General features: G+C 47.6%; 20 protein-coding genes. 16 read left to right on the top strand and 4 right to left on the bottom strand.

Going from position 1 to position 22,241, the window contains the following annotated elements:
* The first annotated feature begins 15 nt into the window (after positions 1-15).
* The 4 genes from QSJ36_RS08715 to QSJ36_RS08730 are packed head-to-tail and all read left to right on the top strand — an operon-like array spanning position 16 to position 857.
* On the top strand, positions 16-375 hold the full coding sequence (locus QSJ36_RS08715) for a hypothetical protein (protein ID WP_285468280.1): 360 nt from the start codon (positions 16-18) through the stop codon (positions 373-375).
* The gene (locus tag QSJ36_RS08720) at positions 369-503 is read left to right on the top strand and encodes a hypothetical protein (RefSeq protein WP_257997015.1); all 135 of its coding nucleotides are present in this window, start codon (positions 369-371) and stop codon (positions 501-503) included. Before QSJ36_RS08715 ends, QSJ36_RS08720 begins: the two co-directional genes overlap by 7 nt.
* Before the next feature lie 28 nt (positions 504-531).
* On the top strand, positions 532-699 hold the full coding sequence (locus QSJ36_RS08725; protein ID WP_285468287.1) for a hypothetical protein: 168 nt from the start codon (positions 532-534) through the stop codon (positions 697-699).
* Complete coding sequence (locus QSJ36_RS08730) at positions 690-857, top strand: hypothetical protein (protein WP_285468288.1); 168 nt, start codon at positions 690-692, stop codon at positions 855-857. The genes QSJ36_RS08725 and QSJ36_RS08730 overlap by 10 nt, the downstream gene beginning before the upstream one ends.
* A gap of 141 nt (positions 858-998) precedes the next feature.
* Here the strand turns inward: QSJ36_RS08730 and QSJ36_RS08735 are convergent, their stop codons facing one another.
* Complete coding sequence (locus tag QSJ36_RS08735) at positions 999-2,051, bottom strand: restriction endonuclease (protein ID WP_285468289.1); 1,053 nt, start codon at positions 2,049-2,051, stop codon at positions 999-1,001.
* Between the two features lie 226 nt (positions 2,052-2,277).
* Here QSJ36_RS08735 and QSJ36_RS08740 point away from each other — a divergent pair, with 226 nt between their 5' ends.
* The 4 genes from QSJ36_RS08740 to QSJ36_RS08755 are packed head-to-tail and all read left to right on the top strand — an operon-like array spanning position 2,278 to position 9,827.
* Positions 2,278-4,704, top strand: coding sequence for an N-6 DNA methylase (locus tag QSJ36_RS08740; protein ID WP_285468290.1), 2,427 nt, complete (start codon positions 2,278-2,280; stop codon positions 4,702-4,704).
* Complete coding sequence (locus QSJ36_RS08745) at positions 4,683-5,957, top strand: restriction endonuclease subunit S (protein ID WP_285468293.1); 1,275 nt, start codon at positions 4,683-4,685, stop codon at positions 5,955-5,957. Before QSJ36_RS08740 ends, QSJ36_RS08745 begins: the two co-directional genes overlap by 22 nt.
* A 22-nt stretch (positions 5,958-5,979) precedes the next feature.
* Positions 5,980-9,111: an HsdR family type I site-specific deoxyribonuclease gene (locus tag QSJ36_RS08750; RefSeq protein WP_285468294.1), complete on the top strand. Its 3,132-nt coding sequence runs from the start codon at positions 5,980-5,982 to the stop codon at positions 9,109-9,111.
* Complete coding sequence (locus QSJ36_RS08755) at positions 9,108-9,827, top strand: SprT family zinc-dependent metalloprotease (protein WP_285468295.1); 720 nt, start codon at positions 9,108-9,110, stop codon at positions 9,825-9,827. The genes QSJ36_RS08750 and QSJ36_RS08755 overlap by 4 nt, the downstream gene beginning before the upstream one ends.
* 382 nt (positions 9,828-10,209) lie before the next feature.
* Here QSJ36_RS08755 and QSJ36_RS08760 read toward each other — a convergent pair whose 3' ends face one another.
* The 3 genes from QSJ36_RS08760 to QSJ36_RS08770 form a co-directional block, all read right to left on the bottom strand.
* A complete protein-coding gene (locus QSJ36_RS08760; protein WP_285468297.1) occupies positions 10,210-10,761 on the bottom strand; it encodes a hypothetical protein in 552 nt (183 codons plus the stop codon).
* Entirely contained in the window at positions 10,758-12,149 is a 1,392-nt protein-coding gene (locus QSJ36_RS08765; protein WP_285468298.1) for an ATP-binding protein, read from the bottom strand. The genes QSJ36_RS08760 and QSJ36_RS08765 overlap by 4 nt, the downstream gene beginning before the upstream one ends.
* Positions 12,150-13,041: 892 nt before the next feature.
* A complete protein-coding gene (locus QSJ36_RS08770) occupies positions 13,042-13,455 on the bottom strand; it encodes a hypothetical protein (RefSeq protein WP_285468300.1) in 414 nt (137 codons plus the stop codon).
* Between the two features lie 432 nt (positions 13,456-13,887).
* Between QSJ36_RS08770 and QSJ36_RS08775 the strand changes: the two genes are divergently transcribed.
* The 8 genes from QSJ36_RS08775 to QSJ36_RS08810 all read left to right on the top strand — a co-directional run.
* Positions 13,888-14,103, top strand: a complete 216-nt coding sequence (locus tag QSJ36_RS08775; RefSeq protein WP_285468302.1) for a hypothetical protein — start codon at positions 13,888-13,890, stop codon at positions 14,101-14,103.
* A 349-nt stretch (positions 14,104-14,452) separates the two neighbouring features.
* Positions 14,453-14,908 (top strand): hypothetical protein, encoded by a 456-nt coding sequence (locus QSJ36_RS08780; RefSeq protein WP_285468304.1) that lies wholly within the window; start codon positions 14,453-14,455, stop codon positions 14,906-14,908.
* A gap of 17 nt (positions 14,909-14,925) precedes the next feature.
* Positions 14,926-15,651, top strand: a complete 726-nt coding sequence (locus QSJ36_RS08785; protein ID WP_285468306.1) for a hypothetical protein — start codon at positions 14,926-14,928, stop codon at positions 15,649-15,651.
* Between the two features lie 33 nt (positions 15,652-15,684).
* Entirely contained in the window at positions 15,685-16,443 is a 759-nt protein-coding gene (locus QSJ36_RS08790) for a C39 family peptidase (RefSeq protein ID WP_285468308.1), read from the top strand.
* Positions 16,444-16,456: 13 nt separating this feature from the next.
* A complete protein-coding gene (locus QSJ36_RS08795; RefSeq protein WP_285468310.1) occupies positions 16,457-18,337 on the top strand; it encodes a dynamin family protein in 1,881 nt (626 codons plus the stop codon).
* Positions 18,338-18,357: 20 nt separating this feature from the next.
* Entirely contained in the window at positions 18,358-19,989 is a 1,632-nt protein-coding gene (locus QSJ36_RS08800) for a dynamin family protein (protein ID WP_285468312.1), read from the top strand.
* On the top strand, positions 19,986-21,845 hold the full coding sequence (locus QSJ36_RS08805) for an Hsp70 family protein (RefSeq protein WP_285468313.1): 1,860 nt from the start codon (positions 19,986-19,988) through the stop codon (positions 21,843-21,845). The genes QSJ36_RS08800 and QSJ36_RS08805 overlap by 4 nt, the downstream gene beginning before the upstream one ends.
* Before the next feature lie 62 nt (positions 21,846-21,907).
* On the top strand, positions 21,908-22,241 hold a 334-nt coding region (locus QSJ36_RS08810; RefSeq protein ID WP_285468314.1), incomplete at its 3' end, for a tetratricopeptide repeat protein.

Here is a 22,241-nt window from a genome sequence, read left to right on the forward strand (position 1 = left end):
GAAAGGAAACATCTCATGAATCCATCCTACTCATTGACGGGGGCGCAAGCCGCAGTCCTGATCCTCACGCAATCCGTATCAGGGCAAACGAGCGATGAACTGATCGGCTCCTTCCACTCGGAAGAACGGGGGCGGGTCAGGCAAATCATTCGCTTACTGGAACGCCGGGGACTGCTCATCTGCCAAACGGGGGAAGACGATCCCTTCGTCTTCCCCCGCACCTGGCATCCCACCTGGGACGGGCGAATAGCCCTGCTGGAATGGGCCTCCTATCTGGGCAACATCCGTCTGGACGGCAGGACTGCTCCGACATCAACCGATTCCCGGGCAGTCATAGAACAGGAAGATCATCATCACCCCTCATCCGTATGTTGACCTTCCTTCTCGTGACTGTCGCCGGCTGGTTCCTGTTTCCGTGGCTGTTCGCGCTCCTCAAATGGGGAATCATGCTGGCCTTCGGCTTGATGACGGCAGGACTGCTTCTGTGGTTCTGCCTCTTTTGAAGAGACATTCCACCCAGACACCGGAACCATGTACCACATCGTCAAATACAAGGACACACGCTACTGGGCGGTACTCCATCACAATGGAAAACTGCTCGCCGTCGTCGTGTACAAAAAAGGCGCCGAGGCCATTGTCCAGGCTTTGGAGCAAATCCTCGTCGACGCCGTCACCAAACCACAACCGCCATGCCCATGATCAAAATCATCCTGTTCGAGCTCACTCGCATCCTGCTGGGCTACGCCTCCGACAAGGTCGGCGAGTTCATTCGGAACAAGCAGAGGAACGTTCCTCGTCCTCCTTCCTTTTATGAGGAAGAGGAGGAAGATCCCTGGTCTCAACATCCACCCCGCTGATTCCATGATCCTGGCTCAACTATTGCAGGCCATTTACAATCTCATCGCCCGACGATGAGGCAGACCTTCCAAGACGACATGTTGTCTGAGGAGGGCGTTCAAGAGGCAGTCGAATCGACTCCTCTTTTTTAGCTGTCACAACTATATTTCTTCCTCATCAGAGAAGAAGGAAGGAGTCAGTTCCAGAAGTTGGTAGCGATTTTTCCTGACTCCCAGATTGTATTCCACAAGAAGAGAGACCAGTTGATCTCCGTCAATCAAATCAATGGGAGTATGGGAAGAGGAACGGGTTGCCTCATCTCTGGCTCCCTTGGAAAAATTGGAGGTCGTCACAATCAGTCCGCGTTCATCCGTTCCCAGACTGCCGCGAAGTTGTTGGACGACAGGAGACTGTACGTTGGCCTTCCACCGTTTGGCTTGTACCGCCAACTTGATGTGAATGGCATCATGCACCGTCATAATGCCTCGCACATCAACACCACCATCTCCGCCGTAGGGAGTTCTGCTCACTTCGGAAAATCCCATTTTACTCAACAGGGTGGTAATCAGTTCTTCAAAGTCCTGCGGATTTAATTGCATCATCCGTTCCATCAAGGTCTTTCTCTGCTTGTCATTGAATGAATCAATGTGACGTTCCAGACCCGTTGATTTCCAGATGGTCAACCCTACCATACCGTTACCCAACTTTTCGAAGCGCGGGATTTTCCCTTGCTTTTCCCTCCTCTGGATTTCTGTCAAGACTTGCGCGTACATACTCGCCTCGGGAGTTAGTCCTTCCGTCTTGAGCCACCCCAACTCCAGGGCTTTGTTTGTAATATCCCTGTAATGCATGGGCGCATTCCCGGAAAAATGAAGGAGGATTTTTTCCGCACAGTCTGAAAAAGAATAGGAACCTGCTGACTTCTCTGGCTGTTTCCTTTTAACCGCCTTTCCTGCATTTTTCCCTGAGTTCGGCAATTCGACTTTCACGTTCGGATTAAGCGCAAAGAACCCTTTTGCCGCCTTGATGAACCGGGATTGATTTCCATGCTTCTTAATATCGCAATAAATGCTTGCTCCTACAGTAGCGTCGGGAGTCTTCCCCTGTGAGCTCCACATTCCACGCTGGATGAGTGCAGTCGCAAGCTCTTTGGGATGCATGGGGGATGCAGACTCTTTCAGAAGTGAATAAACTGAATCAAGAAGGTGGCTCATAACAGGAATTGTCATAGATTATCATCCTTCCCCGTCCGGGCAATCCCTTTTATCTCTTCTTCCCGTTTACTGAATATGATTCATACCAGATAGTCAAAAAGTAGAATACCATGATTGTATTCCCGCAAAGATACGGAAAGAAATTTCGGTGAAATACTCTGAATGAGATGGCTGGATGCCGCTTTGTATGGTACTTATCCCTGTAGTACTACATCCGTTTCATTTTATGCCCATCAAAAAAAGCCAAATATACTCTTCACTCTGGTCTGCCTGCGACGAATTGCGCGGTGGTATGGATGCCTCCCAGTACAAGGATTATATTCTGACTCTGCTGTTCATCAAATACATCAGCGATTTGCACAAGGCTGGCCGCAAATCTAATATTGTGATTCCTCCCGGCGCCAGCTTCGGCGACATGTACGCTATCCGTCATAAAGATGACCTAGGCGACAAGATGAACAAAATGGTCGAGAAGCTCACCTCGGCCAATGCGGGAATCGGCAATATCAATGTGGCGGATTTCGATGACCCTCACAAGCTGGGAGACGCCAAGGAGAAGAAGGAAAAACTCGCCCGGCTGCTAGCCATCTTCAGCCGTCCTGAGCTGGATCTCACGTCCAACCGTGTCGATGGAGATGATATTCTGGGTGACGCCTATGAATACCTGATGAAGAACTTCGCCACGGAATCAGGCAAATCGAAGGGCCAGTTTTATACCCCTGCCGAAGTTTCGCGTTTGATTGCAGCTGTCATCGGCATGAGCAAACGCCCTGCGGAGGGTGAAATTCTGGTGACTCTGTATGACCCGGCATGCGGCTCAGGTTCTCTTCTTCTACGTGCAGCTGAGGCTTCCCCGGTCAAGGTGTCCATTCACGGACAAGAAAAGGATGGCTCCACAGCCGGTCTTGCTCGTATGAACATGGTGCTTCACGGGCAGGATACCGCCGTCATTCACGATGGTAACACGCTGGCCAATCCTCGGTTCAAAGACGGCGACGTCTTGCGAACGTTTGACTACGTGGTTGCCAATCCTCCTTTTTCTCAAAAGAACTGGATGACGGGAATCGACCCAGCAACCGACCCTTATCACCGTTTCGAGGACGGGGTTCCCCCGGAAAAGAACGGAGACTATGCGTTCCTGCTTCATATCATCAAATCCATGAAGCCCAAGACGGGCAAGGGCGCGTGCATTCTTCCCCACGGCATTCTGTTCCGGGGCAACGCAGAGGCAGACATCCGCCGGAACCTGATCAAGAGACGCATCATCAAGGCCATCATCAGCCTGCCGCCGAATCTGTTTTATGGGACGGGTATTCCCGCCTGCATCATCGTTCTGGACAAGGAGAACGCGGCTGCCCGGGATGGTATTTTCATGATTGATGCCAGCAAAGGCTTCATCAAGGACGGCGCGAAGAACCGGCTGCGCGAGCAGGATATCCAAAAGGTCATGGATGTCTTCCATGACTGCCAGGAAATACAGGGGTATTCCCGCATGGTTCCCTTGGCTGAAATTGATTCCAACGACTACAACTTGAATCTTCCGAGATACATCGATTCTTCGGACGATGAAGTGCAGCAGAACCTCTTTGCCCACCTCAACGGGGGGATTCCCGATGACGACCTCCGGGAGCTGGATGATTATTGGCAGGTATTCCCCCAGTTGCGTACACAATTATTTTCTCCGTCCGTTCATGCCGGGTACAGTGTACTGAATGTACCGTCCGGAAATATTCGTTCGTTGATTCTGGAAAGTCCCGAATTTCAGCAATTCCGCACTGCGGTGGAAAATCGCCTGTCTCGTTGGATGCAGCAGTCCCGCGAGCTCATGATGGGGCTGCATGTCGGCGTGCACGCGAAGGACTTCATCCGTACGCTGGGCGACTCGCTGCGCGAACTTTTCCACGACATGCACCTTGTGGATGAATACGATGTGTACCAGCGCCTGATGGACTACTGGGAAGAGCCGATGCGCGATGACGTCTATCTCATCGCCGCCGAAGGGTGGATATTCAAGACCAGCAACCTGACCAAAACAGACAAAAAGGGGAAAGAAAAAATCACGGGATGGGAAAGCCCCCTTCTACCGGAGGCCTTGCTGCAACAGCACTTCTTCCCGGATGACGTCGAAGAGCTTCACCAAAAACGACTGCAAGCCGAACAAATGCAGACAGAGCTTGATTCGCAGGAAGAGGAACAACTAGGAGAGGACGGCTTCTTCTTCGAGTGGGAAAAAGTCGATCTGGCGGCTCTGAAAAGCCGCATCAAGGAAATTAAAGGCGATTTGCTGGCAGCAGAAGAACTGGCCTTCCTCCGGGATTTTCTTTCCCGGAAGACAAGCGTCAAGGAATTGAAATCCGACATCAAAGCGTTGGAAACGAAGCTAAACCTTCGTACCCGGCAGGCGTGTGATGCTCTGACCGAAAAGGAAGGCAAAATGATTGTCGTGGATCAAAAATGGCTGGCATCTCTTCGTTCCAGTATCCACGAAGATGTGGAGCGGGTGATGCATACGTTTGCGCAGCAGGTGAAGACTCTGGCGGATCGTTATGCTACCCCGTTGCCGGAGATTGAACAGAAGGTTGTTGAACTCAAGGATAGGGTAACCGCCCATTTGCAGAAAATGGGGCTGACATGGGAGGGAAGTCTGAGATGAGTAGTATTCCTAAAGGGTACAAAAAGACTGAAGTCGGGGTGATTCCTGAGGATTGGGGAATGAAAAAATTAGGTGATTTTTCTTCTTTCCAAAATGGTATAGGATTTCCAATTAGGTATCAGGGTAAACAACATGGCGATTTGCCTTTTTGTAAGGTAAGTGATATGAATCTGACTGGGAATGAGGTATTTATAACGCGAGCTAATAACTACATTTCTTATGAAGAAGCTCGCATTATACATTCTCCTATTGTGTCTCCCAACTCTATTTTATTTGCTAAAGTTGGAGCAGCGTTATTGTTGAACAGAAGACGTATTACAAAGTGCAAAATTTGCATAGATAATAATATGATGTCGTTGGAGCCAGATCCATGTGTTAATCTATATTTTATCTACCAAAAATTAACAACTATTGATTTTGCTGATTATGCACAAGAAGGAGCTCTACCATCTATAAATTCCTCACAAATTTCAAAAATATCTATTCCTCTTCCTACTCTTTCTGAACAGAACGCCATTGCCGAAGTCCTTTCCGACATGGATGCGTTGATTGAAGCACAGAAAGAACTCATTGCTAAAAAGCGGGAAATCAAACAAGGAACCATGCAGGATCTTCTTTCCGGACGCGTGCGCCTCCCCGGCTATGAAACCAAAGGCTGGAAGCATACAGATATCGGAGATATTCCGGGTGATTGGGAAGTAAAATCATTTTCGAATATAGCTTATCTAATTAAAGAAACAGTCGATCCCACATCGAACAAATCATTGAATTGTGTAGAACTTGAACATTTATCATCATCAACAGGTTTATTAATTGATTTTGATGATTTGTTAGATAAGAGTTCTTTTAAAAATAAATTTCAACGAGGAGATGTTCTGTTCGGAAAACTTAGATCTTATCTAAGAAAATTTTGGCTTTGTCAATGGTCGGGATGCTGCTCTACAGAAATATGGGTATTCAGACCCAAAAGTATTACAAATTCCGTATTTCTTAAATATATTGTTTCTAGCGATCAATTTGTTAAGGTTGCTAGTGAAAGTTTTGGGACTCATATGCCAAGAGCAGATTGGAATGTGGTAAAGGAATGTTTTTTTGCTATCCCCGCACTCTATTCCGAACAGCAAGCCATTGCCCAAGTCCTTTCCGACATGGACGATGAACTAGAAACCCTCGAAGCGGAACTAGAGAAACTCAACCACATGAAACGTGGCATGATGCAGGAACTGCTGACAGGGCGCATTCGCCTGATTTAAATCCTTTACCCTTGATTTCACTATGCTGGACGACACATACAACGAACTCGGAGCGGCCGAACGTGTGACACAGAACAAGGTTGTGGCCTTGTTCAGGGATCATCTGCAATTCACGTATCTGGGAAACTGGAAGGCCTCCCCGGAAAATGCACGCACGTCTCCCATCGAAGAAGGCTTACTGTGTTCCTGGCTGGAACGGCGCGGAGGAGAAAGTGCTGTCTATGCTCCCAAAATCATTCAGACATTGAAGCGTGCTGCTTTGAATCCTTCTTGTTCTCTCTACGAGACAAACAAGGCCGTTTATTCTCTGCTGTATTACGGGGTGGGAATAGCTCGGGAGGTAGGCCAGCCTCACGCCACGTTCCCCCTTATTGACTGGGGTCACCCGGAGAACAACGACTTCGCCGTAGCGGAAGAGGTGAGCGTTTGCCGGGCTGACGGAAAGACGACGCGCCGCCCGGACGTGGTCTTGTATGTCAACGGGATTGCTCTGGCCGTGCTGGAACTCAAGCGCGGAAGCGTCACCGTGAATGAGGCAATCCGGCAAAATCAGACAAACCAGCACGAGGGCGAGATTCCTCATTTCTTTTCTACCGTACAGCTTGTCATGGCTGCCAATGAGACGGAGGGGCTACGCTATGCGACGACGAAGACTCCCCCCAAGTATTACCTGACATGGAAACGCGATCAGGAAGATACGCCCGTCAACCATCTGCTCGAACACCTTCGGGAACTTTGCTCCCAGAAACGCCTGCTGGAGTTTATTCACGATTTCGTGGTCTATGACTCCGGCATCAAAAAGGTGGCTCGCCCCCACCAGTACCGGGGGATCAAAAAGACGCAGGAGTACCTGAGGCGGCGCGAGGGAGGCATCATCTGGCACACGCAGGGCAGCGGCAAGAGCCTGCTGATGATTTGGCTGGCAAAATGGATTCTTCGCAACACACCCCATTCCCGTGTGCTGGTGATTACCGACCGCGCGGAGCTTGATGAACAGATTGACCGCAACTTTAACCAAGCCGGAATTACCTCTTACCGGACAAAATCCAGCCGGGACCTGTTTGCCAAACTCAACCGGGCGGAAGAAAGTGTCATTTGTTCTCTCGTCCACAAGTTCGGACTACGCGAAGGAGATGCTGATGACATCATCAGAGAATGGGACGATACGATTCCTGCCGATTTCAAGGTCAAGGGCGACTTGCATGTCTTCATCGACGAGTGTCACCGCACACAATCGGGCAAGTTGGCGAAGGCCATGAAAAAACTGCTGGGCTCGGGTATCTTTATCGGTTTTACGGGTACGCCTCTGTTCAAGTCGGACAAGGAAACCAGCCGAGAAACCTTCGGCAATTTCATCGATACGTACAAATTCGACGAAGCGGTCAGAGATGGCGCCGTGCTTGACCTGCGCTACGAAGCCCGCAATGTGGATCAGGATTTTTCTCCCAAGGGGGATGTCAAACTCGATGAGAGGTTTGAGCGACTGACGACCGGCATGACGGACGAGCAAAAATACCAGCTCAAGCAAAAATGGGGAACGATGAAGGCCCTATACAGCAGCCGGGAGCGGTTGGAACGCATCGCCGCCAATATCTGCGAGGACATGGATCGTGATCCCCGGCTGCGCATGGATGCCGGAAACGCCATGCTGGTCGCCGACAATATTTATCAGGCTTTTCGATTTTACGAGATTTTTCAACGAACGGAATTGAGGGGCAAGTGTGCCGTGGTCAGTTCGTACGTTGCTTCCAGCGAAGCCTCGCGAACGGCGGGCTTGGGGGCAGCCCAGCAATCCGAGGAAATGCTCAAATACGAAACCTGCCAGCTGATGCTGAAGGATTTCGGCTTTCAGACGGCAAGCGTCGCCGCCTGCGAAAAATTCGAGAGCAAGGTTAAGGAAATGTTCATCAAGGAGCCAGGGCGTATGAAACTGCTCATTGTTGTCGACAAGCTCCTGACGGGGTTTGATGCGCCTCCGGCCACCTACCTGTATATCGACAAGAAAATGCAGGATCACGGGCTCTTTCAGGCGATTTGTCGCGTCAACCGACTGGACGGCGAAAGCAAGGAATTTGGCTATATTGTGGACTACAAGGACCTCTTCCTGAGTCTGGGAGAAGCGGTCAAATCCTTCACGGCGGAGGCCTTCGAGCATTACGAATCTGCCGATGTGCAAGGACTGCTCAAGGACCGGCTCACAGAAGCGAACAAACTGCTGGCGCAGCGTCTCGATCGGTTGCGTGCCCTTTGTGAACCCGTCGCTGAACCGAAGGGACAGGATGAGTATCTGTCCTATTTCTGTATGGGCGAAAACCTGGAAAAACATCAACGCCAACGCGTTGAGCTCTACACGGGTACGGCTGCCCTGATGCGAGCCTATGCCAAAGTGTGCGATGAGCTTGATCTAGCCGGGTACAGCAAGGAGCAGATTGTTTTGCTCCGGGAGGAAGTCGAACACTTTATCGATGCCAGAGATGCCGTAAAGCGTGCAAGTGGCGACTACATCGACATGAAGATGTATGAAGCGGAAATGCGTAATCTGATTGATACCTATGTGCATGCTTCGGACGCGGAAAGCGTCTCCACGATGGAGGATATGGGAATGGTCGAGCTGCTGGTGACCCGAACGGAAGAAATCATCCGCGACACTGAAAAAAAGACGGGCAGGCACGCAGCGGAGAGTATCGGCAACAACCTGAAAAAGGAGATTACTGAGAAACGTTCGCTCAATCCCAAATTCTACGACAGCATGGGAACGCTGCTGATTCGGCTATTGGAAGATCACAAGAAAGGTGCCATCGAGTACAAGGATTTTCTAGATGGCGTTGTGGAACTGGCGAGAAAGATAAGAGGCGGAGAGCGTCCGCGCCCGCAACCAATCAATACGCCACGGCTCAAGGCCTTATACGACAATGCCCCTGTTCCACGCAGGAATGCAGAACGATTCCCGGAGCAGTTTGCACTGGTAATGGACAGGAAGTGCGCCGGAATGCAGGCGGGATTTAATGACCCCGTTTCGACACGTTATCGTGAGGCTTTCGTCCTGATTCGGGAAGGAATGGAAGAACTGAGAGATGAATTCGATCTCGATATCAACGAGGAAATGATCGAGACTGTCTTCAATCTGGCGGTACAACATTACGGCAGATCATGAAGATAGGCGGCATTAATGTGCGCATCGTAAGGAAAGGCGTTAAGCACCTCAGGCTGTCGGTATGCCCTCCATCCGGTGAAGTCGTAATCACCGCCCCGCTGGCGATGGACGAGGATGCCGTGCGGTTGGCCGCTGTGCAGCGGTTGACCTGGATTCATGCACGGCGCAGGGAATTCGATGATCAGGAACGCCAGAGCCTTCGCACGTATGAATCGGGAGAGACGCATTACTTTCTGGGTCGCCGCTATCGTTTGAAGGTGGTTCATATCCGTTCAGGAGAACCCCACTGCATCGAACGCAAGGGGAAATTCTTCGTGATGAACGTTTACTCTGAAACGACCTCCGGCAATCGTGAAGAACTCCTCCATGCGTGGTACCGTCATCAGCTGCGGGACATGGTTACACCCTTGCTTGACAAATGGTGCAAACGCCTTGAATTGACGGTACCGGTATTCACGATTCGAAAAATGAAGACAAAGTGGGGTTCTTGTGCTCCGGATGTCCATCGCATCCAGCTCAATATGGACCTGATCAAAAAGCCGCCTTTATGCATCGAATACGTGGTTCTGCACGAGCTGATTCATTTCTTTGAAGCGAATCATACGCCCCGATTCAAAGCTCTTCTAGCAGCTCACATGCCCATGTGGGAGCATTTGAAGGATGTTTTGAATCAAGCTCCTCTGGGCGAAGAGGTTTGGGAAGAAATGACGGAATAGCTAGTCTATTTTGACCTGTTAATTTTTCAATTTTCTCCAACGATCCAGATATCATATGGCTGACTATACTACCAATTCCCTCTGAGGGAACCTCTATGCTTACTCTGTAACCCAATTTCTATTTTTTGTAGCTTTTACTTTTCGTTAAGCAACTCAGATGCAGTGTATAATTTGTGGTTATCTCTTCGCTGTTAATCAAGCTCTTTTACAGTCTCGGTAACTCTCTCTCTGACCTGTTTTCGGGTCTGGATCAAATCTACTGGTAAAAAGCTGACGCAGACCCCTGTTTTCTACCAGAAGCAATTATATCTTGACTGATTTTTTTCAATTAGGTTAGCTCGGACGAACTAGGCTAATTTTTGAGTTTTACAGTTTCCATACATTAAGCCCTCAAGTTCGCAATCTTGCTAAATTCAATGTAGTTAGGCCAGTCGATCTTCATTGCTCGGTCAGGAGTGTCATGACAATTTACAGTTCGAGTAATCCGCGTACTCTTCTTCGGGATACTGGTATGCCCAATACTGATGAAGCGACTTTTATAGTCATTTAAAAAATCATTCTTAGCCCAGAAATTTTTACCAATTTCTTGGCAGTATTTGATAAAACACTGCGCTCCAAGCAACTGTTTGATAATTTTATCCCAGCTATCTTTCGTGCGCTTCATCTCGATGTAAATAATGCATTTTTTCTCTGCGCTGATAATGACGTAATCAGCACATTTACATTCACCTTTTCCCCCATTGAAAACATCATTACGCGAACTAAATGCATCTACCTTGATAACCATAGCATCAGTTGGTAACTTCCGAATAGTTGCACTAGAATCTGGAATTTGAACCTCAGTAAGTTTAACAAAGGGAGCTCCATAATTATCTCCCTTTTTTACCAATGCAGAGCTTTTGATCATTTGGGAAAGAATATCAATATCCGTCATTGTTCATTTCCTCCCCAAAAGATTTCTTCCTGGATTCGATTCATTTCTTCGATGGTTGTATCAAAACTACGAGCCTCTATCCCTAGTGTCCTGTCAATATCAGCTTGAACAAGTGTTTGGCATCTTGTCTTGCGTTGTGCGCCATCAAGTTTAATGAGCGCTTCTTCTGCTATATAAACTTTTACTTTGTCAGAATTCAACATTTCTGAGGCATTGTAATGTTCTCGTTCGGCGAGAATTTGAAGACGTTCTCCTCCCTGATTAAGCATAATCAAGGTATTCAACTCTTTGATGATATAGTCACTGTGCGTTGTGATAAATACATTGATCCCGACATTTATCAATCGAGCAAAAAGACGAGCTACACGCCTCTGATTTTCCGGGTGCAGATTCAGTTCCGGCTCATCGATCATAAGAAGATCACCAGGAGTAGCCACATGCCTAAGATAAAATCCGATATCTAATAGCGAGCGCACTGCACTTGAACTTTCATCCATAGTTAACTTGATGCGTTTGCCTTTTGGAACGTAATAGAGCTCGTCATTTTTTGTAACGAGATAAGAACCACCAATGATGTCCGCAAAGTCATTGAGTATTTCAGGGTGCTCCTTAGATATAAAACTAGTTTTCTTGGCGGTCTCTTCAAGTTGGCGAGTGAAATCGACATTTGATTTAACGGGCATCGCGTAATCGGTATAGGACTTTGAAAGCAATTCGAAAGGGTTTATGTCCTTTTCCATGGCCCCCATTTTTTCCAAGAGTCTATTACGAGCAAAATTGAGTTCTTTTCTGAAAATTGCTGCGCCAGTTCTTTCTGCACTAGCAATAAATGGACGGGGAAATAAATGTCCGAAAACTATATCCTTTAAGGCATCACCAATGATCCGACTTATGATACCTTGAGGTATTCTAACTTTTTCTTTTTCTAGCAATAGCGAAATCGTTACTGTCGTTGATTTTGCCTTTTTAGAGATTGAAAACAACTGAGTTTTTGCAGCTCCCATTGTGCGTTCAAAGATTTGAATTGGTTGAATATCCTTTGAATCCAAATCAACGGAGAAGTGGCTTTCTGAAAAATGTTTATCAGCCGATGCAAAAACATGAGGTAGTTGTTTTGTATAGGTGTCGCAACCTTTTTTTAGTATTGACTGAGCATTTTTAGTATAATCTTCGATGTCTAGTTCGACGCTTCCTTCATTCAAGAGACGTTGAATAGCTCCATCCGGTACCTTGATTGAAAAAACATCATTCCAAAAAGAAAGAAATCCAAATAAAGCATAAGTGGCGTAAGTTTTTCCGGTGTTATTTCCGCCGCAGATTATCGTTAGTTTTCCTAGGGTAAACTTTGCCTGTTTTATGGCTCCGAGATTCTTTATTGAAATCTTCATATCTCTGATCTCCTTATATTTGAATTTATTTCTTTTTGTGAATTTGATCCAGTAGTGTTTTGCACATGGATTACTCGAAGCACACCGGTGGAAAAGTCGGAGATAAATCTATACAGACGGCAAAAGACGTCCCATAAGAGATAAGCGTGTTCTTGGTGGTTACACTCAAGAATGAATTCAAGTTTGTTTTGAGCTAGCGTTCTAATCCGAAAAAAAAATTCGCTATAGGTTCTCTTGAATGTATTCAATGTCCTGATCTGAAGTAAGTTTTTTGAAATGATTTTGTCTCGAATAGAGTTCCACTCGTCAAGATCAAGATACGGCGTGGCCAACTTTATGGATTCGTAGTGAAGACGCCTGCCATCTGTAAATGACATGCAGTATCTGTTGGTTCTCATTTTGGGCAGGATTCCTTTATTTTGTTTGGTAGTATCATTGGCGTTCCTTCATTCGTCCACCTCATCCTTCTTGGATTTCTAGAGGTGAGAGATGTGATGCGAGCATCTGGTGCCAATTGAGCGATCAAACCTAGTATATGACCATAGGATATATAACCTGATCAACATCAGGTCAATTAAAAACAGGATTTTTCGTTTGATCCAGCACAGCTGTACTAAACGAATTTCTTAAAAAAAGCCGTAGAAGCAAAAAGACTCATTTATGAATACATACAAGAGTTGAGTCTCATAATCTCTCCAACAAAGCCCTTAGGGTTAATGTTCCTTGAGGACAACCTTTCTGCCCAGAGCCTTGTCATGAGCCAAATAGGCGATGCCATTCGCTCCGTGACCAACGGACGTACACAATGGTAGAATGGGAGACCTTTTTACAGGGGGGATTTTGACTCATGACGAAGAATGGTTTCGGTCATGCTTCATTTGCCCCATCGTCATCAATTATCTTTTTCCAAAAATTCCTCATGCTCGATTTCATCGACAAGAGAAGAAGCAGGAGATCCTTCACGAACGATCTCATTGATTTTTGTCGCCAGAAAATCGGTCAGCGTCATTTTGCTGTCGAGTGCCTTGCGCTCCAGGGCCGCCTGGACATCCGGCGGCAGTTGAAGGATCACGCGGGATTCCGTTTCCACTTTCACGGACGGGAGCGTCACGGGCATCTCCGTCATCAGGGAACGGATGATGTGCTCCTTGACCTCCGGAATCTTTTTCTTGGCCATCCAGTTGTAGACAGTCACTTCACTGACGAAGCACTGCTGTGCGAGCCACCTGTAGTCCAGTCCACGAGCCTTGAGCCAACGCTTGACGTCGGCTTTCAAATCCGTCTGTGGTTTGGAGTCTGAACTCATGATAGGTATATTAGCTTTCCTGCTATTGTTCGTCAACATCCAAGCCATGAATGCCAGAGAAATAAGCAGATAGAATAAGAGATTGAGAGCTAGATTTTCCGCCCGGACGATATCTTTTCTTCCATTATAGCTATAATACTATTTGACAACACACTCTAAAACGATATAAAAAATATCCGTATGGCGAATATGCAGTGTGATATCCCCGAACTGCTCGAGAAGCTGAGCGATGAAGCCAGACTGTATTTGTTGAAGCGTATGGCCTCCCGTAACCTTACCCTTCGGCAGGTCCTTCTGGAGATTGTCATTGCGATAAGCAGAGAGAGGGCATCTATCCCGGAAAGAAGCACTGCTGTACATCCGCTTCAATCCGCATCCCGCTAATCCCACCAAAAGGAACCCACGACAATGAAAACAATCCGTATCACACTCATGGCTCTGATAGCCGTTTCCAGCTGTGCCTTACTTGCACATGCAAGCCTGTCCATCTCGAACACCGCCCCTATGCCTCATGAAGGTCTGAAATGCCAACAAAGCAATGGAGTCAAAGTGTGCCCCGCCTGCAATGGAAGCGGCAAGTTCGGCAACAACACCTGCATCAACTGCGGCGGCAAGGGCATTGTCCGCACAAACGGGCAAAGGCTGTAAGTATTTTTATGCATAGATCGGAAAATGAAAATAAAAAACGTATTACTTATATGTGTTGCCTTCTTAGGTTCTGGACTATTATCTAATTGTTCTCCTACAAAAATAGGAGGCGGAGGCAAGAAACAACCTTATGATCGAAATTCAGGACAATATAGTTCCACGATATTTTTTTGCGACGATTATAAAATAAAATACATGATTTTATTTTTATTTATTGTTTCACTATTTTATGGATGTGCTATTTACGATAAAAAAGTAAACGAATATTGAAGTTTATTTTTGTAATTGAATTATTTAGCTTATCGCATGTTCTTGTTATTGCTTGTTTTTAATTGTAGCGATAATCAAAATGAATGCCTTCATAACCTTCCTTTTCGATGAAACCGACGTTCCGCATCTTTCCCGATTGGGTAGGCTGAAACCTTTTTTGAAGAGAACGTTTCTGTTTTTGATTGTTCCCTTTACCCTTGTTTTCAGCCTAATCACTATGATTTTCAACGGGCGGTGGTGGTCCGGGATTCTGTATTTATGCACGTCGAAGGAAAACGGGGCAATCGACTATTTGTCATTGTTGGTTCTCCTGCCGATCTCCTTGCTCCCCGGTCTGTTTTTAGGATTTTTCTCTTTTTTGCCTAGTTACCTGATGATCCTGTTGGGACGTTTGCAGTACCGGAAACTTGTTTTCTGGCTTGCTCTCACTCCCTTGCTGCTGGCCCCTTTTGATTACTGGATTCTTCCCGGGGTTTGCTTCTGGATTTCGCTCATCATCGTGTTATTCAGCCGGAAAACGTCAACGTTCCAATAAACATTTACCTCTCATTTATGAAATTGACGCGTGGCAAACTGCTCTTAATCCGGGGGCTTTCCATTCAGGAAAAGGGTCTGATTGCCATCTGTCGCCAGTTGGCTAAATATCGTTCGCGAATTGAATCTTCTTTGTCCCCAGAAAAAGGAAAGGACAACAGAGACTTTTCAGCTACTTCCATTGATGAGGTCTTCACGAGGTATTCCGGCAAGGAATCGTCTTATCCAAACGAAGGGAAAAAATCGTCGCCCAACGTTGCTCCCCTTTTCCTTGAGTCCTCTCCTGATGAGCCTGTTGCCTACTCTGAATGGGATCAAGTCCTGAGCTGCATCGCAAAACGTCAAGGTTCATGGCAGACGTCCCATCTTGAAGAACTCATTCGTGACAGAATTTCTTCCCTGTCTCCTTTTTGGAAAAACGGCTCTTCAAAAGGAAAACCCCAATGGGTCTGTGACGCCGTCGATTTTTACGACGAACTCCTGTCTTTGGCGCAAAATGCCGACTCCAAGGATATGACTGCACTTTCTTTGCTGCAAGAGACCCTTTTGCAAGCTTTCAAAGCCATGGGAATAGAGCTCTTCCGGGAATCCTTCTGGAATCCGGAAATACAACGAGCCATTTCCGTAGAGAAAACGCTGCCTCCTCATGTTTCTCCCGTAATCAAGGAGCAGGGGGCCTCCGGAATCCGGCTGGATGGACGACTCATTCGCAAGCAGGAAGTCATTCTTCAAACTTCACTTTAACATACACTATTAATCATAAACCATCCTCTATTTATGGACGATTATATCATTGGCACCCCTGACATACAGGCAGGCTCATGGGAACTCCAGATGCAGCCGGACAACTGCGCTGTTGTTGCCGAAATGAGTCTCATCAATCAATTCGGCATTGGTCTTACACAGGAGCAGGCCGATTATATTTCTTCCTCCAATGGCTGGTATCATCCGGGAGGCGGCACATCCCCCGCTGATATTGGGAACATGATGGACATGTATGGTATTCCCAATCACTCTGTCCAAAACGCCACTCTGGATGATTTGGCCAGGGAGCTGCAGGCCGGACACGGCGTCATTGTGGGACTCGACTCAGACCAGCTCTGGGATCAAGGCCCCCTTAACGATTTGAAGATAGCCCTGTGCAAGGGATTGGGGCTGGATAGTTCCCAATTCATGCCGGCAGACCATGCCGTTGTCGTTACCGGCATTGATGCCAGTGAACCCAACAATCTCATGGTCATTCTGAATGATTCAGGCACTCCTGACGGGCAAGCCATCCATTACCCTCTGGACAAGTTCATGGATGCCTGGGAGAACAGTGATTTTTATTATACAGCGACAGATATTCCGTTACCGGATGGGAGTTTCATGGGATCCCTTCAGGGGGTCGATTTTGCTCCTTGGATCAGTGCGGGAGCCGGCATAGGCGCCTTTGCGGCAACGGCCGATCCATCCATTGCCATGAGTGTTGCGGAAGGAGCCTATGAACTGGTGGACTCTCTGTTTAATGATTCTGAAATGATGAGAACCGTTTAGTTTTCCTAAAACAATGAATACCCATTCTTCTACAACATCCATTTCCCTGAAGGAACTGACGTCTCACCTTGCCGCTCTGGCTCAGCTGGAAAGCGATGTTTTTTCCTCCTCTCCCGACCAGGGATTTCTGGACAATCTCAAACTCTGGCGGGCGGGGTTGTTTCGCATTGTCGTCATGGGAGAAATCAAGCAAGGCAAGTCGTCCTTCATCAACGCACTCCTGGGCGTCAAAGACCTTGTTCCCGTTAATTCGGATGTCGCGACCTCGACAATTTTCAAAATACGCTACGGTAAAGAAAAACGCTACCGTGTCTTCTTCACCAGACAGAGCGGCAAGCCGGAGCAGGTCATTGACGAGAGGGAACTCCACGATTACGGCACTGAAAACGGCAACCCAGACAATTACCGCCAAGTAGACTTCATCGAAGTATGTGTTCCTTCTCCACTGCTGGGCTCCGGCATCGTGATTGTCGATACTCCGGGGCTGGGCGGTCTATTCAAAAAGCACAAGGAAATCACCTATCAGTATGCCCCCAAAGCAGATGCCGTTTTCTTCGTGACGGACAGCATCGGTTCTCCGCTGGGATTGCAGGAGATCTGTTTCCTGAAGGAGCTGAGATCAATCACCGATAACATCTATTTTGTGCAGACCAAGGCCGATGCCGCCGATACCCAAATGCGCCAGGCACGCATGAAAAACAACGTGGATATCTTGATGCGGCAAGTAGGTTTCAAGCAGGAAGACATTAAATATTTCAGCGTAGACTCCCATCTTAAGCTGGAAGCAGACGAAGCAACGGACCAGGAGGATCTTGCGGACAGCGGTTTTCCTCCTTTGATGGCCTTCGTCCAAAATTCTCTCCGCAAGAATCAACGCCAGCTCATTGCCGGGCGGGCCATACTCCAGGCTCTACCGAAACTGGAGAGAGTCAGAGGAGAATTGACTGCAAAAAAAGCATTCCTTGATGCCGAAACAGAAGAGCAACAAAAACAGCTGGGAGAAGATCTTCAAAATGCTCAAGCCAGTTTCAAGAGATGGAATAATGAAGAGAAGCCTCATCTGCTTTCCGAAATCCAGAAATCTATAGGATCTCTTCGGCTGGATGCCATGGAAAACATCCGGAAATGCCAGCCGGGTGGTGAAATTCAGCAGGACTTTGAAAATCTGATCAATCAGGCTCAGGATGCGGAACAGTTGGAGGCCATTCTCTCAGACATTTCTGCAAAGTTACCCGAATTTATTTCAAAGGTAACCATGGAAACCGGACGGATGATTCAGGAAAGAGCGGAAACGGAACTTTCACGGGTTGCAGAACATGGCACACTGGAGCTTTCCTCGGAATTGAATCACAGCCAGTCCTCCACATTAAACCGTGTTGCCCTGGGACGTCAGATAGAGCAACTCCAGCAAGGAGGCTCCATATTTGATAATGCAAGAACAGGTCTTTACGGCGGTATTGCGGGCGTCACTATTGCCTCTGTGGTAGGAGGAATTATCGGCTCTGTCATTCCTGTTGTCGGTACGATTATCGGCAGCGGCATAGGGATGGCCATTGCCGGATATTTTGGGGGCTCCGCAGCTTGCAATCTCAAGAAGCAACAAGAACTCAGGGCCAATAAGCAGCAAGCTTCCAATGGGATTTCCCAGACGCTTTCTTCCGCCTACTCTCAGGCGCAGTCTTCCATTGAACGCATCTTGCAGGATATCCAGCATGCTGCAGGTAACGCCATCCAAACCTGGGTATCGGAAACACAGACAGGCTACGAAAGGCAGATTGCGGAACTGGCAGAGAGAAAAAATATGAGTAATCAGCAGCTGATGAAGAAGCGTTCGGAATTGGCTGGGTGGGAATCCTGCCTGCAGCAAATCGAGCGTGGCCTGTCTCTCACATAATTCCCTTTTTCGGATGTATCATGAAAGGAGCTTGGGACAGCAGACGCATACAGGAACGTTTTCAAGCATTCCTGCTGCAAATGGCTTCGTTTTTTGAGCAGTATCCCTCTTTGAGTGGAGAAGCTCAAACTCTGCGCCAGATAGCCGATACGGCGTGCAGACCGTTCAGCGTCGCTGTTTTCGGCAGGGTCAAGGCAGGCAAGAGTTCCCTGGTTAACGCTCTGATCGGCCAAAATCTCGCCATTATGGGATCGGAAGAGGCCACCGCGACCATCAACCGTATTTCCCATGCTTCCCGGGAAATGAGCAACCGTTTCATCGTTCATTGGAAGGATGCTCCTGCGGAATCCTTTCCTCTGGGAAAACTGCATACCGACTGGAGCGGGAAGGACGAACAGGTTATTAACCGGGTAAGAAGGACTTCGTTTCTCGAGTTATTCTCCGATGCCGATACCTTGAAACGCACCCGGATCATTGATACCCCGGGAACGGGAAGTGCGAATGATGATCATGAGAAAGTGGCGCAAAGCTTTCTGGATGCGGAAAAGGCCAGCATTGCGGAAGGAGAAAAGGCCGATGCCCTGATTTATGTTTTCGGATATCTGGGGAAAGAAGCGGATGAACAGTCCCTGCAGACCTTCAGGAAGGGCTGTTTGCCCGATTCATCTCCCTACAACAGCGTAGGAGTCTTCCACCTCTGGGACAATACCTATTGGGACAATGGGGGAGACATGAGCGACATAGAGAGGAAAGCAGAACAGCTGAAGAACCATATGAGGGATGTCGTCGCCGACATCATTCCGGTCAGCGCTCCACTGGCCTTGTCTTCCCGACTGGCGCCGGACGAATTTTTCAATCGCCTGCAATCAGTCATTCTCACTCTTTCGGACGAAGAACTTTTGACCGTTCTCAAAAGAGATACCCGGTGGGACAGGGTGGAAGAACGGGCTGCTATCCGAGGCTTGTGTCCCTGGCTTCCGTGGCCGAGTTTTCGGGTACTTGTCCGTCATATGGACCACATGGGAGTCGCCGAAGAGGCCCTGTACAGGAAATCCATTCGGGAACTAAGCGGCATGGACAGGTTGTTGCGTTTTTTGGAAGAAAAATTTTTCACCAGAGGGGGGATCATCAAACAACGGCAGAGCCGCGCCAAAGCCCGCCACATAATAGAACGAGCTTACCGGACCTTGGAAGGAATTCAGGAGAGGCTCGAACAGGATCAAAAACACTGGGGTATTTTGGAAACGGCAGTAGGAGAACCTTCCACCCGATTGTGGGTTTACGAGAAAAAAGCGACAGGAAAACAGGAGCTGGCTTCATTACTACAACATTGGGAAGAGGCGGATCGTTTCCGTATCATTGAGGAGGAACTCCTGGCCGAGTTGGATGGCGATGTCGAAATCCTGGATTCTCTCGACAAGTCTCTGGCATTCCTTCCTCCGGATGCACGGCAGTACATACGGCTGCTTCTTGAAGGTTCTCTTGATTCCTCCATCCGGGATGGAGATGTAACTAACGATTTTCGTAAAACTTATACGATCGTATGTGAAGCCGTTACCGGAGCTCCGGATAGAGAAACTCGAAAAACAGCCGAACATATACGGCATCGAATGGAGAGTATCCAGCCCACTTCTATTGAAAAAAGATCATGAATTCCATCTGTATAGGCATTGACTTCGGCACAACGAATACGCTTGTTTCATACCTTGAAAACAATAGCAAATTCCCGACATTGAGTCGTCTGGGACGGGGTAATGACAGCATCCCCACAACCGTCCACATGAGTTCCAACGGAGATTTTTCTTTTGGAGACGATGCTGACGATCTTTGCGAATATGATCCATCCGGATATGCAAGAGCTTTCAAATTATGGCTTGGTGGAACCAGGACATTGAAACGGGATGATTCGGAAAAGGAATATTCTGCGCAAGGCCTCACCATGGAATTTCTAAAGTACATTCGTGAGAAATGCGAACAGGAATCCCTTCATGGCAATTATAATATAGACATGGCAGTCATCACCATTCCCGTCTGCTTCAGCCCAGCACGACAGTCCGATTTGAAAAAGGCGGCGAAGACGGCCGGATTTCAGGAAGTGGTTCTCGTCCCGGAGCCGGAAGCGGCGGGGAAAGCCTTTTGCTCATTGTTTCCAGATGATGCGTTCCAGGGATCAGCGTTGATTGTGGATTGGGGAGGAGGCACCCTCGATTTGAGTCTTGTCCAACGGACTGAAGAAGGATTCAAGGTCCAAAAATCCTATAGCCGGGGAGATGAAACCATGGGAGGGGAAGTATTGGATACGATCATGTGGAATCATGTAGCCAACAGGCTGAAACAGGAAACCGGAGTTGATCTGAATCAGGAACCTTTGGGTAAACAGAGGGCTTTGCGGAAAAGAATCAGGCAAGCCAAGGAGAAGCTTTCCTTGGTGAACGAGTATTCACTGACCCTCCCCATGTCCGCCGGAATACAGAATTTACGAATACCTCGTAGAGAATGGGAAGAAGTCATTGTTCATCAACTTGGAAAAGTTGTCCAAATGGTCGAAGATATCCTGGCTCGGCTGACTGCCGACCATCAGCCGGCCCCCAGCATTATTCTTCTTGTGGGAGGAAGCAGCAAGACTCCCCGACTCAGAGAACTGCTGGAGGAAAAGACAAGGCTCACCTGCAAGTCCTGGGATAAAAGTATGGAAGCCGTCGGACTCGGAGCAGCATTTTATGCCAATGAGCTTTTTTCTCCCTCTGCTTTTTCTTCCCAGGCAGGAAATCATTCTGCCTCATCCGAAACAGGAGAACCTGAAGAAGAAACAACTTACCGCATCCGAATTTCGGAAATTGAGGCCAAACTAGGCGTCAAAAAAACATTGAAACTGGGAGAAGAAATTATCTCTGTCCATATTCCTTCCGACGTCCGGGAAGGACAAAATGTCACCATTCCATCCCTTGTCCAAGAGGGAACAACATACCGTGGCGTCATCTCTCTGCAGAACGATCCTTTTTTGAAGCAACATGCAGAACAAGGAAATAAAGAAGACCAGTATCTTTTGGGAATGAGTTATTACCATGGTGTAGGAATTCCAAAATCCATCAAGAAAGGTATTACATGGCTTGAAAGAGCTGCTGGGCAAGGTTCTGTAGATGCGCAATTCATGATGGGAAGGATTTGTTTTAATGGGGAGGAAATGAAAGTTCCTGATTTGGAGAAAGGATTAATGTGGTTTAAGCTGGCACTCACTAATAGTCACCCTGAAGCTCAAAAATGGATAGATAAATGCCAACGACTCCTGAACTCTTCACGAAAAGACTTTGACTCGAATCGGAAAGTGAACGAACCAATCTCTGAAGAAAATAGAGATTCTTCTTTTTTAATAGCCTTCAAGGGGGGGATTACATGTTTAGCTCTCCTTGTATGGGTGTGTGTTGGAATCTCATCGGGAGGTCCCGGCTTTTTGAGCATTATACCTATTGGTGGCTTTCTGGCATGGCTGTGGGATAAGAGTAAATAATTTTCCTGCAATCATTATCTCTATAATAATCATAGTTACTCACATTTCACAAAATTAAAATAATGAACTGGACACATATCTTCATCTGCATTCTTGTCGCATTTACCTTACCCGTTTCGATGTTATCCGGTACGGAACCGTTACCCGATTTTAACGTATTAAAGAAACAGGCTGAAGGGGGAGACATGGAATCCCAGTTTCAGCTGGGCAGATGTTATGCCTTCGGTACAGGAACAGAAAAAGACGACAAGCAAGCCTCCGGCTGGTTCTACAAAGCGGCGAAACAAGGCCATGCCAAAGCCCAATACAATCTGGGAGTGGCTTATGCCACATCCCTTGGTGTTGAGCATAATGATACCGAAGCACGCAAATGGTTGCTTAAATCGGCTCAGCAGG

This window comes from Akkermansia sp. NBRC 115031 (genome assembly GCF_030268505.1).
Taxonomy (GTDB): Bacteria; Verrucomicrobiota; Verrucomicrobiia; order Verrucomicrobiales; family Akkermansiaceae; genus Akkermansia; species Akkermansia massiliensis.

Bases quoted from the DNA above. Each gene is read 5' to 3' on its own strand.
- QSJ36_RS08760 (WP_285468297.1), bottom strand. From the start codon at position 10,761: ATGACGGATATTGATATTCTTTCCCAAATGATCAAAAGCTCTGCATTG.
- QSJ36_RS08755 (WP_285468295.1), top strand. From the start codon at position 9,108: ATGAAGATAGGCGGCATTAATGTGCGCATCGTAAGGAAAGGCGTTAAG.
- QSJ36_RS08715 (WP_285468280.1), top strand. From the start codon at position 16: ATGAATCCATCCTACTCATTGACGGGGGCGCAAGCCGCAGTCCTGATC.
- QSJ36_RS08780 (WP_285468304.1), top strand. From the start codon at position 14,453: ATGAATGCCTTCATAACCTTCCTTTTCGATGAAACCGACGTTCCGCAT.
- QSJ36_RS08785 (WP_285468306.1), top strand. From the start codon at position 14,926: ATGAAATTGACGCGTGGCAAACTGCTCTTAATCCGGGGGCTTTCCATT.
- QSJ36_RS08720 (WP_257997015.1), top strand. From the start codon at position 369: ATGTTGACCTTCCTTCTCGTGACTGTCGCCGGCTGGTTCCTGTTTCCG.
- QSJ36_RS08805 (WP_285468313.1), top strand. From the start codon at position 19,986: ATGAATTCCATCTGTATAGGCATTGACTTCGGCACAACGAATACGCTT.
- QSJ36_RS08770 (WP_285468300.1), bottom strand. From the start codon at position 13,455: ATGAGTTCAGACTCCAAACCACAGACGGATTTGAAAGCCGACGTCAAG.
- QSJ36_RS08740 (WP_285468290.1), top strand. From the start codon at position 2,278: ATGCCCATCAAAAAAAGCCAAATATACTCTTCACTCTGGTCTGCCTGC.
- QSJ36_RS08765 (WP_285468298.1), bottom strand. From the start codon at position 12,149: ATGAAGATTTCAATAAAGAATCTCGGAGCCATAAAACAGGCAAAGTTT.
- QSJ36_RS08730 (WP_285468288.1), top strand. From the start codon at position 690: ATGCCCATGATCAAAATCATCCTGTTCGAGCTCACTCGCATCCTGCTG.
- QSJ36_RS08800 (WP_285468312.1), top strand. From the start codon at position 18,358: ATGAAAGGAGCTTGGGACAGCAGACGCATACAGGAACGTTTTCAAGCA.
- QSJ36_RS08795 (WP_285468310.1), top strand. From the start codon at position 16,457: ATGAATACCCATTCTTCTACAACATCCATTTCCCTGAAGGAACTGACG.
- QSJ36_RS08725 (WP_285468287.1), top strand. From the start codon at position 532: ATGTACCACATCGTCAAATACAAGGACACACGCTACTGGGCGGTACTC.
- QSJ36_RS08735 (WP_285468289.1), bottom strand. From the start codon at position 2,051: ATGAGCCACCTTCTTGATTCAGTTTATTCACTTCTGAAAGAGTCTGCA.
- QSJ36_RS08750 (WP_285468294.1), top strand. From the start codon at position 5,980: ATGCTGGACGACACATACAACGAACTCGGAGCGGCCGAACGTGTGACA.
- QSJ36_RS08775 (WP_285468302.1), top strand. From the start codon at position 13,888: ATGGCTCTGATAGCCGTTTCCAGCTGTGCCTTACTTGCACATGCAAGC.
- QSJ36_RS08790 (WP_285468308.1), top strand. From the start codon at position 15,685: ATGGACGATTATATCATTGGCACCCCTGACATACAGGCAGGCTCATGG.
- QSJ36_RS08745 (WP_285468293.1), top strand. From the start codon at position 4,683: ATGGGAGGGAAGTCTGAGATGAGTAGTATTCCTAAAGGGTACAAAAAG.